Origin of the sequence: Faecalibacterium sp. I4-1-79 (assembly GCF_023347235.1) — a bacterium.
GTDB lineage: Bacteria > Bacillota > Clostridia > Oscillospirales > Ruminococcaceae > Faecalibacterium > Faecalibacterium tardum.
Map to the genome: position 1 here is coordinate 2465104 of NZ_CP094467.1, position 13443 is coordinate 2478546.

Here is a 13443-nt window from a genome sequence, read left to right on the forward strand (position 1 = left end):
TGTCGCGCTCTGCGGAGCGCTCCAAATGCATTTTCACAAAAAAAGATTATAAAGGCAAAATGCAGTTTCCAATCACGACCCCCAGCTGTGAAAAAGTGGCTCAGAAACGCCCGCAGGCGTTTCTGAGCCACAAATCAAACAAAGCTTATTTCCTTAAACAATGGCCAAAGCGCACGCGGCGGCCATTCTAAATCGTCCGGCTGTATCCTTACAGCTTATGGTACTTGCGGTCCTCTTCCTCGTAGACGGGGTCGCAGGTCAGATACATGCCCAGACGGTTCAGGGTGCTGCTGTCCACGCTGGAAAGCAGCACGGTGGAGTGCACATCGCAGCCCTTGAGGTTGGGCAGCTGGTGCATAGCTGCTGCGGCAAGCTCGCTGGAAGCGGCAGAGCTGGACAGGGCGATTAGGATCTCGTCGGTGTGCAGACGGGGGTTCTTGCCGCCCAGATAGTTGGTCTTGAGGGTCTGGATAGGCTCGATGGCGGCGGCGCTGACCAGATCCGTCTCCTGCGGGATGCCCGCCAGGTACTTGAGCGCATTGATCAGGGCGCTTGCGGTAGCGCCCAGCAGCGGGCCGGTCTTGCCGGTGATGACGGTGCCGTCGCTCAGCTCAATGGCAGCAGCCGGTGCGCCGCCGGTAGCTTCGCTGCGGGCGTGTGCCTGCTTTTCCACTTCCCGGGCCCCCATGGTCAGCCCGGCCTGATTCATCAGCAGCTCCAGCTTGTAGCGCTCGCTCTCCTTGGCGGTGCCGGTGATCTTCTGCTCGCACAGGCACTTGTAGTACCGGCGCACGATCTCCTTGCGGGAGGCTTCGCAGCAGACTGCATCGTCTACGATGCAGTTGCCAGCCATGTTCACGCCCATGTCCGTGGGGGACTTATAGGGGCTCTGCCCTGCGATCAGCTCGAACATCGCGTTCACCACCGGGAAGATCTCGATGTCGCGGTTGTAGTTCACGGTAGTCACGCCGTAGGCTTCCAGATGGAAGGGGTCGATCATGTTCACATCGTTCAGGTCTGCGGTGGCGGCCTCGTAGGCCAGATTGACCGGATGCTTCAGGGGAATGTTCCAGATGGGGAAGGTCTCGAACTTGGCGTAACCGGCCTTGACGCCCCGCTTATATTCATGATACAGCTGGGACAGGCAGACGGCCATTTTTCCGCTGCCGGGGCCGGGCGCAGTGATGACCACCAGCGGGCGCTCGGTCTCAATGTACTCGTTGCGGCCGTAGCCCTCGTCGCTGACAATGCGGGCCACATCGTTGGGGTAGCCGGGGATCTTGTAGTGGCGGAAGGTGCGGATGCCCAGACTGTTCAGCCGCTTTTCAAAAGCTTCCACCTCGGCGGCGGCGGTGTACTTGGTCACGCACACACTGCCCACATACAGCCCCACCTCCTGAAACGCGTCGATGAGGCGCAGCACGTCCAGATCGTAGGTGATACCGTAGTCGCCGCGCACCTTGCTGCTGATGATGTCCTCGGCGCTGATGACGATGACGATCTCGGCCTGCTCCTTGAGCTGCAGCAGCATCTGCAGCTTGGAGTCCGGCTGAAAGCCGGGCAGCACGCGGGAAGCGTGGTAATCGTCGAACAGCTTGCCGCCGAATTCCAGATACAGCTTATTGTCAAACTTCTTGATGCGCTCGCGGATATGCTCGGACTGCATCGAAAGATATTTGTCGTTGTCAAATCCTATTTTCATCGTTCGTTTCCTCTCTGGTGGCCGGGCACACCATACCCGGACTAAAAAATCACAAATATAAGTATACCACAGCCCGGGGTGGGGCGCAATGCAAAACAAGGCACGAAATACAATTCCGGCAGGATAGGCCGTTTTGGGCGGTATAAAGTTCTGTTTTTTGTTGCAGATGCCGTTTTGGGTCAGTTTTTTTGCCGGGCGGCAAGGTCTTTTTCCACCTTCCAGAAGGCCAGCAGCAAAAGCCCCGCCGCCACATAGCTGAGCGTTTCCACCCAGATATAGCCGCCTGCGATCACATGGCGCACAGCGGCATTCTGGGCGGCAGTGCCCAGCGCCGTGCTGGTGCACTGGTCATAGCCGGCGCGCGCCAGCACCCCGTTGAACAGTGCACTCATCACCGAGCCGCCCGCCACGGACTGGGAGCTGTACACCGACATGGTAAGTCCGTCCGTGCGGATGCCGCTGCGCATCTCCACATGGTCTACCACATCGGTCACCATGGCAAGGAGCAGACAGCAGGTAGGCGCAGAGCCGAAGCACTTGAGCGCAACACCGATGGCAACAGGGACCAGTCTGCCCTGCCCCAGCCCCGCGAGGACGCCGCCCGCAGCGCCCAGCAGCAGAAACCAGCCGCATACCTTGCGCTTGCCGAACCGGTCGGTCAGCGGCACCAGCAGCACCGAGGCCAGCGCCATGGGCAGCGCGCCCATCATGGTCAGCAGGGATTGGGATGCACCCCATGCACCGGCGCTGCCCAAAAAGGTGTTGTCCACCACCCACTTGCAATAGTAGGTCATGGTGCTGTTTTTTAAAGACCCGCTCCACTGGAACAGCACGCATACGCCCAGTATGAGCCACCACATGGGGTCGGCAGCCACCGCCCGCAGCTGGCGGCGCAGCGAGATTCGCTGCACCGGTGCAGGCTCCGGCGGGGGAGCTTCTGCCTGCCGAGCGGCTTCAAATTCATCTTCCGGCCCGTACAGGCCTTCCAGAATGCGGCGCTCCTCGGTAACGCGCTCCCGGGTAAAGGCGAACTGCAAGTAGATGGTAAGCCCGGTGAACACCGCCACCCCCAGCATGGTGAAAAACCAGCGGTGGATATTTTCCCGGAGGAAAAAGGACACCAGCATGGGGAACACCATGCTGCAAGTGCCCATCACGCCCAGACCCACCATGCTGTTGATAGAGGCCAGCAACCCGCGCTGACGGCTGTCCCGGGTGGACACCGAGATCATGATGCTGCTGGCTGTGCTGTAAATGGGGGACGCAAACGAGTAGTACAGGTTGTACGCCACAGCGATCCACACCATGCGCGCGACGCCCTGAAATGGCACGATGAACATGAGCACGCTGGCAGAGGAAAAGGTAAACACCGAAAGCAGCAGCCACGGCCTTGCCTTGCCCGCCGTGGCGCGGGTGCGCTCGATCAGCTGCCCTACCAGAAGGTTTGCCGCCACGATGAGCACAGTGGACACCAGCTGTAACCGGCTGAGGAACCGCAGATCCAGCCGGAGCACATCGGTAAAGTAGCTTTGCAGGATGCTGCCGAAAATACTGCCTGAGATGGAAGCACCCATAGGGCCCAGAATATAGCCGAAGAGCATTTCCGGCAACTGAACCTTCTCGCTTTTGATCCGGGTGCGGGTGAACCGGTGGTTCCAGAAGCTTTGTCTGCGCATGGAACGGATCGTTTCCTTTCTCCCCGCAAGTGCGGGGTCTTACACATTCCTATCGTTTCTATGATAGCACATTTTCCACCGCCGGGGAACTGTCCGGTGCAAAAAACATCTTTTTACCGCAGACGGTCGGAAAATGCAAAAGGGACCGCCGCAGTGTGCGGCAGTCCCCTTTGCTCTTATGAAGAACTATCCGTATGGAGAAAGAAAATGGCTTGTTACTTTGCCTCAGCAGGCTGGTTCTTTTTGATAAGACTCAGGATCACTGCACCCAGCACACTGCCCACAGCCAGCGCCACGCAGTACAGCGCAGCGTGATCCACCACCGGGAATACGAAGATGCCGCCGTGGGGTGCGCGCAGTGCGCAGCCGAAGGTCATGGACAGCGCACCGGCGACCGCAGAGCCGACAACGCAGCTGGGCAGAACGCGCAGCGGATCGGCTGCTGCATAGGGAATAGCGCCCTCGGACACGAAGCACAGGCCCATGACGTAGTTTACGATGCCGTTGCGGCGCTCGTCCGGCGTCCACTTGCGGGGGCAGAAGGTGGTGGACAGGGCAATGGCGATAGGAGGAACCATGCCGCCCACCATGACGGCGGCCATCACCTCGTAGTTGCCGGAGGCAAGGGCTGCGGTGCCAAAGACGTAGGCTGCCTTGTTGACCGGGCCGCCCATATCCACGCTCATCATACCGGCCACGATAGCACCCAGCAGCACCTTGGAGCTGCCACCCAGTGCGTTCAGCCAGTCGGTCATAGCGGTGTTGATCATGCCCATGACCGGGTTCACGGCGCACATCATCGCACCTACGATGAGAATGCCGCCCAGCGGGTAAATGAGCATGGGGCGGATACCATTCAGGCTGGCGGGCAGCTTTTCGGTGATCTTTTTAAGGAACTGCACGATGTAGCCCGCTGCAAAACCGGCCAGCAGCGCTGCAAGGAAGCCGCCGGAGATGCCGGTGGTGCTGCCTGCGGCAAGGTCGGTGAAGTTGGTGCCGTTCATGGCCAGCACGCCGCCAGCAAAGCCTACGGCCAGGCCCGGACGGTCGGCGATGGACATAGCGATGAAGCCGGCCAGAATGGGCAGCATATAGCCAAAGGCTGCGCTGCCCACCGTCTTGAAGAAAGCGGCAACGGGGGTGTTCATGCCGAAGTTTGCGGGGTTGATGCTGTAATCATCCAGCAGGAAGGCCAGCGCGATCATGATGCCGCCGCCCACCACAAAGGGCAGCATGTGGGAAACGCCGTTCATCAGATTCTTGTACAGGCTGCGGCCGAAGCTGTCCTTGGTGGAGCTGTCGTCCTCGGCTGCGGCGCCGCCCTCGGCGTGGTACACAGGCACCTCGCCGTGGGCGATTTTCTTAATGAGCTCCTCCGGCTTATGGATGCCGTCGTCCACGCGGGTGAACAGCACCGGCTTGCCGTCGAAGCGGGCGGTTTCCACCTTTTTCTCCGCTGCCACGATGATGCCGTCACAGGCGGCGATCTCGGCGCGGGTCAGGATGTTCTTTGCGCCGTCCGAGCCGTTGGTCTCCACCTTGGTGGGCAGACCCAGCTTGTCACCGGCCTTGGTCAGCGCTTCTGCGGCCATGTAGGTGTGGGCGATGCCGTTGACGCAGGCAGTCACAGCCAGAATGCGGTAGCCGTCCTGCGGGATGGCCTGCTGGGTAAAGCTTTCTGCGCCGAACTGTGCTTCCTCCTGCGCGTCGATGCACTCCAAAAACACCTTGGGGGTCTTGGCGGCTTTGAGCTTTTCCACAAAGTCCTCGTTCATCAGCATCTGCATCATACGCGCCAGCATATCAACGTGCAAGCTGCCGTTTTCCGGAGCGGCAATGGCAAACAGCAGGTCGGTGGTGCCGTCATCCTCGGCGTTGTACTGCACCGGGGTGCTCAGCCGCAGAGCGGCCAGACTGGGGCGGGTGACCACATTGGTCTTGGCATGGGGCACAGTGATGCCGTTGTCCACATAGGTAGAGCCCTCGGCCTCGCGGGCGTAGAGCGCCTTTTTGTAGGCCTCCTTGTCGGTAATGTTGCCGTGGGTAGCCTGCAGCTCCACCAGTCGGCTCAGGATCTGCTCCTGCGTCTGCAGCGCCTCGTCCAGCGCAATGGACTGTGCGGTAAATAACTCGGTGATGCGCATAAACGTTCCTCCTTTGTTCCCTTTATCCTATTAAAGCTGCGCCAGCAGCTCATCGATCTTCTCCTTTGTGGCAAGCCCAAGGCTGAAAGCCGTAGCGCTGCCGCAGGCCGTGCCCAGCCGCAGTGCCTGCGCGTAGCTGCCGCTTTGCAGATACCCGGCCACAAAGCCGGCAACCATGCTGTCGCCTGCGCCCACGCTGTTGACCACCTTGCCCTTGGGGCAGCCGATGCGGTGCACCTGTCCCTGCTCGTCCAGCAGCAGCGCACCGTCCCCGGCCATGCTTACCAGCACGTTGCGCGCGCCCTTTTCCTGCAAAGTACGGGCAGCAGCCACGATCTCTGCATCACCGGTCAGCACCCTGCCCACGATCTCGCCCAGCTCATGGTTGTTGGGCTTGATGAGGAAGGGGTGGTAGGGCAGCACGTTCACCAGCAGGTCGCGGGTGGCATCCACCACGGCGCGCACGCCCCTGCCCTGCAGCCGCGCCAGCAACCGTTCGTAGACGCTCTGCGGCAGGCTTGCCGGGATACTGCCCGCCAGAATGAGGATATCCCCCTCGGTCAGCTTATCCAGCTGGGCTTCCAGCTGCTGCAAGGCACTTTCCGGAATGGCCGGGCCTGCGCCGTTCAGCTCGGTCTCCTGCCCTGCCTTGATCTTGACGTTGATGCGGGTCATGCCGCTTTCCAGATGCACAAAGTCAGTCTTGAGCCCCTGTGCCGCCAGACCGCGCTCCAGCCATGCGCCGGTCTCACCCGCCACAAAGCCCAGCGCCACGCTCTTGCAGCCCAGCTGCGCCAGCACGCCGGACACGTTGATGCCCTTGCCGCCCAGCACACAGTCCTCACCTTGGGCGCGGTTCACTTCGCCCACCTCCAGTGGTGCGTCCAGACGCACAACATAGTCGATGGCCGGGTTAAAGGTAACGGTATAGATCATACTTCTGTCTCCTTTACAAATGTTTGCTGCTTATACTTGGAGTTCGGGCAGCGGTTGGTCAGGATCGCACCGCCGTGCAGATCCGTGATGACCGCCGGGTAGATCTTTGCAAACTTGGCGTCGTCCACAAGGAACCAGCTTTCCCGGGCGCGGTGGACGGCTGCTGCCTTTACGGCGGCTTCCTCGGGGTCCGGGGTGGTAAAGCCCGCTTCCAGCGCAACGCCGTTGGCGCCCATGAACGCTTTGGTGAAGTTATACTGCTGGATGCTGCTGACTGCCGGGGCACCCACGATGGCCTCGGTCTGGGGACGCAGCAGCCCACCGGGCAGATACACCCGGCAGCCCTTTTGCGCCAGCAGCCGGGCGTGCGCCACGCCGTTGGTCACATAGGTAGCCTTGAGCGCCGCACCCGTCAGCGCCCGCACTAGCTCCAGCGTGGTGGTGCCTGCGTCAATGAACACAAAATCCTCGGCGGTGATGAGTGCTGCGGCGGCTGCGGCAATGCTGCGCTTTTCTGCCACAGCCAGTGTTTCCTTGGCTTCCATGGTGGGCTCGTCTGCCAGAAAACGGCTGTCCGGCAGGGTAGCTCCCCCGTGCACCTTGGTCAGCCTGCCCTGCCGGTCCAGCTCGGTCAAATCGCGCCGGATGGTGGATTCGCTGGTGTGCAGCGCCTCGCACAGCTGCTGCACCGTCACGGTGCGTTTCTCGTTCAGCTGCTCTAAGATCAGTGCAAAACGTTCCTCTGCCAGCATGGTGTCTTTCCCCTTCTTTCCTTCCCACGTCTGACCGGTTTTGCACGGTCTTGGCGTGTTTTGGTTGTCTGCATCTTTATTATAGCAAAAATATCGTCAAAATCAATCAGCTTCAGTCATTTTCGTGCACAAAAAATATCTTCGATTTTTGTGCACCGTTGCCAGCATCTGGGATACAAGAGCGCTTTTGCGCCAAAAAAAGACCACCGCACTTGTGTATGCGGTGGTCTTTTCTGCGTTTATATGACCGGTCGTGACCGGTTTTGGTGCTCCGGCTGGTTTAACTCAGGCATCCGAGCGGGAGTAGGCGTTCTTCATCTGGCTGCTCAGTTCAAACAGAACTTTATCCAGCGTGTCAGCGGCCTTCTCCTGCAGCATGGCAGCGATGGCGGTGTTGGCTTCCTCCCGCAGGGCGGCGCGGCGGGCAGCGTCCGGCTCGGCGGCAAGCTTTGCGTCGTACTGGTTCATCAGGGCGCGGCCGGCAGAGAGCACGGCTTCCTCGTAGCGCTCGAGGTGGAACAGAGACTTATTATAGGAGGCGTCTGCCATGGCGGCAATCAGACGGCTGGTCCAGTAGAAGTTATCGGTGGACACGGTGCCGGTGGTGTTTGCCAGATACTCCGGGGTGCGCTCGACATTGGCGTAGAAGGGCACCATGGTGTTGAAGGCGTTGGAGGCATAGGCCACCCACTCCACAGCGCGGGATTCCTCCGGCTGGTCGGGACGCATCTGCAGCAGCGCCATAAAGTCGTTGCGGTTGATGCCGATGGAACGGTACGCGCCCTTTGCGGACTTGTCGCCGTAGCTCAGGTAGGGGTCGTAGGGGGTACCCTGATAGTGGCTGGACAGCATATACTTGATGTCCTCCGGGGTCACCTTGCGCTCCGGCACCATGCACCACGGCAGGTCATCGGACATGGGGGTGTAGTCGGCGTCGGCACCCTCCCACACCCATGTGCGGGGGTTGAGGTAGCGCAGCATATACCATGCGCGGGGGGTGTTGTAAACGTGGTCGGCGTCATCGTGGCTGCCAAAGGCGTCCCGGGGGTTCAGTGCGCCGTCCAAAGAGAGGTCGAGGTGATTCTTGGCAATGAACTCCCGCAGGTCGGCAGAGCAGAGGTAGTTTTCCTGTGCGCCGAAGGCATCTTCCAGATCAAAGGTGTCGATGCCCAGCTGGTTGGGCATGACCACATACACATCGTCCGGCACACGGCGGGCGATCCAGTGGTGACCGCCGATGGTCTCCAGCCACCAGATCTCGTTTACGTCCTGAAAAGCGATGCCGTTCATCTCGTAAGTACCGTACTGCTCCAGCAGGCTGCCCAGACGCAGCACGCCCTCGCGGGCAGAGTGGATATAGGGCAGCACCAGATAGACGATATCCTCCTCGCCGATGCCGCCGGGCACCTCGGGCTTTTCACCCTTGGCGGGCTGGTACTCCACCAGCGGGTCTGCGCCCAGCACGCGGGGGTTGGAGGTGATGGTCTCGGTGGCGGTCATGCCCACATTGGCGGCATTGACGCCGGAAGCTGCCCAGATGCCCTTGCCCTCCACGGCGTTGGGCATGGCGGTAAACCGCAGTGCGCCCTCCGGCAGAGGGATCTCCACATGGGAGAGGACGCTGCGGTAGGTCTTGGGCAGATCCTCCGGGTGGATCACGGTGAATTTTTTAGCAGTGAAATGGCCGGAGCCGGAGTCATCGTTGCGGGCGATCATGGTAGAGCCATCGTACGATGCTGCCTTGCCGACCAGAATGGTAGTGCAAGCCATAGGTTTTCCCTCCATATTCTATAATGTGCCTCTATTGTAGAACTTTTGCAGCGGAATTGCAACCGGGACGATTTAAAATGGCCTCCGCTGGCGCTCTGGCCATGTTCAGCGGAAGGATTATTTTTATTTCGCAATTCTGGAAAATCTGCGGAGCTTGTCGGGGCAAAGCCCCTCCATCTGCTAACGCAGACCGCTCTGCCGCTTAAAAGCCCCACTGGGGCTTTCATTGCTACGCAAACGCGGATTTTCCAGATTTGCCTTTTCACGGGAGGGTTTGGAACGAACTCCCTCAGTCAAAACCTGACGGTTTTGCCAGCTCCCTCGGAGAGGGAGCCCTTGGCATGGCGGGAAGGTTTCGGGCTAAAGCGCAAAGTTTGCGGGTGTGCCCGCTCCCCCTTGGGGGAGCTGTCGCGTAGCGACTGAGGGGTTATAAATGGAGAAGCGAAAAAAGCGTTAAAGCGATAGCGCCGACTGGCGCAGCGCTAGCTTTTTTGTGCTTCGACTTCTTCTTTAGGTTTGTCAAGGGCGTGTAGCCCTTGACCCGTTGCGGGGTGGGTGGAGTCCAGAGGTAGGGAGGGGGGAGTCGGAACACCCCTCCCTGCCTCTGGCCCAGCGGAGCGTCTTTGCACGCTTGCGGCAAGCAGAAACTCTCCCAGCGGAAGCCATTCAAAATCGTTTTCCAACAAAAACCGCCGCGCTGCGTACCACGGCAGAGCGGCGGGAGATGGAATGCTATTTCAGGCTGTTACTGGGCTGTCCAGTAGAAGTCCTCGCCGGGCAGCGTACCGCCCACAGCGGCGGGGTCGGCATCGTAGAGCACCTGCAGGTAACCGGAGACGTCTGCCTTCAGTTCCTCGCCGGTCAGGCAGACGATGTTGCAGTTGGGCAGCGCCTTTTTGGCAATGGCGGCTTTTGCCACCACGCCCTGCTCCTCACACAGAGCGGCGGTGCCATCCAGATCGGTGTTGGCGGCGTTCACGCTCTGGGCATAGTCTGCCAGAAAAGCTGCTACCACATCCGGGTGCTCCTCGGCGTAGGCCTTGCGCACCACAGTCACACCGGTGATCAGCTGGGTGTCTGCTACCTTGTCCCACTCGGCGGTCAGGTCAAGGGCTACCCGCAGGGTATCGTCCTTCAGACCGGCAGCAGTCACATAGGGCTGGGGCAGCACGGCAATGGCGTCCTGCGTGCTGGCCATCTGGGCAGTCACTTCGGTGGCTTCGCTGTAATACTGGATGTCCACATCCTTGTCCGGGTCAAGACCGTTGGCGGTAAGCAGATAGCGCAGCACATATTCCGGGGTAGTGCCCTTGCCGGTGGACAGGATGGTGCGCCCCTTGAGGTCGGCCATGCTGTGGACGGTATCGCCCTGCTCCACCACATACAAAACGCCCAAGGTGTTCACTGCCATGGCCTGAATGCCGCCGCTGGTTTTCTGGTACAGGGTCGCCGCCAGATTGGCCGGGATGGCGGCCATGTCCAGCTCGCCCTTGATGAGCAGCGGCACGATCTCATCCGCAGCGCCGTAGAGCTGCAAATCGTAGTCCATGGCGGCGGTACCGGCCTGCTCCATCGAGAGCAGATTGACCAGCCCCATGGTAGTGGGGCCCTTCAGGCCCGCGATGCGCAGCGGCTCGGTAGCAGACAGCGGCACGGCTGCTTCTTCCTCGGAAGCAGCCGCAGAGGAAGCAGCCTCGGACACCGCCGTGCTGGAAGCGGCAGAGCTTGCGCTGCCGCCGCAGGCTGCAAGGCTCAGTGCAAGGCTGAACGCCAGCAGTAAGGACAGGAATTTTTTCATGAAATACTCCTTTTCACACCCGGCACGCCCCGCTGCGGGGACGGAAACCGGCCTTTTTTGAAAAATTTTGCAAAATCATTTGCTTTGCGCGTTCCAGTTTACTATAATAGGGGTAAAAATACCGTTGCGTGTGCAACGCAATTGCAGGAGGCTGCGGAGAACGCTATTTTCTCTGCGGAGTTGCGATGAATAATTATCTGCCGCTGTTACAAACCACCACGCTGTTTGCGGGTCTCTCCGCTGCGGAGCTCAGCACGCTGCTGTCCCGGCTGGGGGCCGGTGTGCGCAGCTACGGCAAAGGCGAAGCCCTTGTGCTGGCGGGGGAACCCAGCCGCCGGGTAGGCATCGTGCTATCCGGTGAGCTGGAGGCCTACCGCCCGGCACCGGGCGGGGTGCGCATTCCCATTGCCCGGGTAGAGCCGGGTGGGGTGTTCGGGGACGTGCTGGGCGGTTCCAGCCTGTCCAGCCCGGTCACCGTGCTGGCTGCTGCCCCCTGTGAGGTGCTGCTGCTGCCCTACGAGCGGCTGCTGCTCTCGGACGGCAGCCCCGCCCACCAGCGGGTGGTGCAGAACCTTGTGCGTACCATCAGCGATAAATATTTTTCCCTCTCCCACCGCATCGACCTGCTGGTGATGAAGAGCCTGCGCGCCAAGGTGGCGGCCTATCTGCTCAGCGAAGCCGCCCGCGCCCACAGCCTGACCTTCAGCATCCCCTTCTCCCGCATCCAGCTGGCGGACTACCTCAACTGCGACCGCAGCGCCCTTTCCCGGGAGCTGAGCACCATGCAGAGGGAAGGGCTCATCGACACCTACCGCAGCAGCTTCAAGCTGCTGGAGCCGGATGCTTTGCAGCAGATGGTGCAATAAAACCCTCTCAGGCGCTTCACGCCAGCTCCCCCGAGGGGGGAGCTTTATGCAAGTTTTCAGAACAGTCTGCCTTCTCCGGCAGAAGAGCAAGTGTTCCCCTCTGCCGAGAAAAGCTCCCCCTTTCGGGGGAGCTGGCATCGCACAGCGATGACTGAGAGGGTTATTTTATCAATAAGGAGCGATAAAACAATGTCCAAGCCTGTTCTCTGGATCGTGATCCCCTGCTACAACGAGGAGCAGGTGCTGCCCATTACAGCACCTATGTTTCTGGAAAAGATCCACAGTCTGACCGCACAGGGGCTGGTCAGCGATAAAAGCCGGGTGCTCTTTGTCAACGATGGCTCCCGCGACAAAACGTGGGAGCTGATCCAAGGCTTTGCCTCACAGGACGAGCACTATATCGGCATCTCCCAAAGCCGCAACCGCGGCCACCAGAACGCCGTGCTGGCGGGGCTGATGGAGGCACTGCACAGCGACAGCTGCGATATCACCATCTCCATCGACTGCGACGGTCAGGACGACATCAATGCCATGGACGAGATGGTGAAAAAGTATCTGGACGGTGCCGAGGTAGTGTACGGCGTGCGCAGCCGCCGGGACACCGACACCTTCTTTAAACGGTTCACCGCCGAGGGTTTTTATCATGTGATGAACGCTCTGGGCGCGGATATCGTGTTCAATCACGCAGACTACCGCCTGATTAGCACCCGCGTGCTGGAAAGCTTTGCGGATTACAAGGAGGTCAACATCTTTTTGCGGGGCATGGTGCCGCTGGTGGGCTTTGCCCACGATGTGGTCACCTACGAGCGCCACGAACGTCTGGCCGGTGAGAGCCACTACCCCCTGAGCAAGATGCTGGCGCTGGCCTTTGACGGCATTACCAGCCTTTCCAACAAACCCATCCGCATCATCACCGGAGCGGGCATCGTGGTGAGCCTTGTCAGCTTTATCGGGGTCATCTGGGCCATCGTGTGCGCTGCCATGGGCAGCAGCGTGGCAGGCTGGGCCTCTACCGTCTGCATCGTCTGCTTTATGGGCGGCGTGCAGCTGGTGTGTCTGGGCGTGATCGGCGAGTATATCGGCAAGATCTATATGGAGACCAAAGCCCGCCCGCGCTATATCATCTCGGAGCGCACATGGGCTCCCTACGAAAGGAAATATCACGGATGAGCAAACAAAGCTGGAAGGGCAGCACCCTTCTGAACCCGGAACCGCCGGTACTGGTATCCTGCGGCGGGCTGGATAAGCCCAACCTTATCACCATCGGCTGGACAGGCACCATCTGTACCCAGCCCAGCATGGTATCCATCAGCGTGCGCCCGGAGCGGTACAGCCATCAGCTGCTGTGCGAGCGCGGGCAGTTCGCCATCAATCTGCCCACCGAAAAGCTGGTGCGCGCCATCGACTGGTGCGGTGTGAAGAGCGGCCGCGATGTAGATAAATTTGCCGCCTGCGGCCTGCACGCAGCACCCGGCAGCGTGCTGACCGACTGCCCGGTGCTGGAGGAAAGCCCGGTCAATCTGGAATGCCGCATCACCCAGCGCATCCCGCTGGGCAGCCACGACCTGTTTTTGGCCGAGGTGGTGGCCTGCGATGTGGACGAGAGCCTGCTGGACGAAAAAGGCAAGCTGTGTCTGGACAAGGCAAACCTCATTGTGTACAGCCACGGCGAGTATCTGGCGCTTGGCAAAAAGCTGGGCACCTTTGGTTACAGCGTGCGCAAGAAAAAGCCTGCAAAGCACAAAAAATAATCCATCATGCAAAAAGGAACCCTCTGCAAAGTTTTTGCTTTGAGAGGG

Annotated in this window: 10 protein-coding genes; 3 read left to right on the forward strand and 7 right to left on the reverse strand. The window is 60.2% G+C overall.

Going from position 1 to position 13443, the window contains the following annotated elements; translation table 11 throughout:
- Window positions 1-208 precede the first annotated feature (208 nt).
- The 7 genes from MTP36_RS12160 to MTP36_RS12190 all read right to left on the reverse strand — a co-directional run bounded on the left by MTP36_RS12160 (window position 209) and on the right by MTP36_RS12190 (window position 10778).
- Window positions 209-1702, reverse strand: a complete 1494-nt coding sequence (locus MTP36_RS12160) for a DUF1846 domain-containing protein (RefSeq protein ID WP_249251069.1) — start codon at window positions 1700-1702, stop codon at window positions 209-211.
- 179 nt (window positions 1703-1881) lie between these two features.
- Window positions 1882-3378 carry an MFS transporter gene (locus tag MTP36_RS12165; protein WP_249251071.1) on the reverse strand — a complete coding sequence of 499 codons (1497 nt, stop codon included), beginning with the start codon at window positions 3376-3378 and terminating at the stop codon, window positions 1882-1884.
- Between the two features lie 215 nt (window positions 3379-3593).
- A complete protein-coding gene (locus tag MTP36_RS12170) occupies window positions 3594-5522 on the reverse strand; it encodes a PTS fructose transporter subunit IIABC (RefSeq protein WP_249251073.1) in 1929 nt (642 codons plus the stop codon).
- A gap of 30 nt (window positions 5523-5552) precedes the next feature.
- Window positions 5553-6458 (reverse strand): 1-phosphofructokinase, encoded by a 906-nt coding sequence (pfkB, locus tag MTP36_RS12175; protein WP_249251075.1) that lies wholly within the window; start codon window positions 6456-6458, stop codon window positions 5553-5555.
- Complete coding sequence (locus MTP36_RS12180; RefSeq protein WP_249251077.1) at window positions 6455-7210, reverse strand: DeoR/GlpR family DNA-binding transcription regulator; 756 nt, start codon at window positions 7208-7210, stop codon at window positions 6455-6457. The genes pfkB and MTP36_RS12180 overlap by 4 nt, the downstream gene beginning before the upstream one ends.
- A gap of 285 nt (window positions 7211-7495) precedes the next feature.
- Window positions 7496-8980 (reverse strand): C69 family dipeptidase, encoded by a 1485-nt coding sequence (locus MTP36_RS12185; protein ID WP_249251086.1) that lies wholly within the window; start codon window positions 8978-8980, stop codon window positions 7496-7498.
- A 745-nt stretch (window positions 8981-9725) separates the two neighbouring features.
- Window positions 9726-10778 carry an ABC transporter substrate-binding protein gene (locus tag MTP36_RS12190; protein ID WP_249251088.1) on the reverse strand — a complete coding sequence of 351 codons (1053 nt, stop codon included), beginning with the start codon at window positions 10776-10778 and terminating at the stop codon, window positions 9726-9728.
- A gap of 185 nt (window positions 10779-10963) precedes the next feature.
- Here MTP36_RS12190 and MTP36_RS12195 point away from each other — a divergent pair, with 185 nt between their 5' ends.
- The 3 genes from MTP36_RS12195 to MTP36_RS12205 all read left to right on the forward strand — a co-directional run bounded on the left by MTP36_RS12195 (window position 10964) and on the right by MTP36_RS12205 (window position 13395).
- Window positions 10964-11644 carry a Crp/Fnr family transcriptional regulator gene (locus MTP36_RS12195; RefSeq protein ID WP_249251090.1) on the forward strand — a complete coding sequence of 227 codons (681 nt, stop codon included), beginning with the start codon at window positions 10964-10966 and terminating at the stop codon, window positions 11642-11644.
- 189 nt (window positions 11645-11833) lie between these two features.
- On the forward strand, window positions 11834-12814 hold the full coding sequence (locus MTP36_RS12200; protein WP_249251092.1) for a glycosyltransferase family 2 protein: 981 nt from the start codon (window positions 11834-11836) through the stop codon (window positions 12812-12814).
- Window positions 12811-13395 (forward strand): flavin reductase family protein, encoded by a 585-nt coding sequence (locus MTP36_RS12205; RefSeq protein ID WP_055186157.1) that lies wholly within the window; start codon window positions 12811-12813, stop codon window positions 13393-13395. The genes MTP36_RS12200 and MTP36_RS12205 overlap by 4 nt, the downstream gene beginning before the upstream one ends.
- Window positions 13396-13443 lie beyond the last annotated feature (48 nt).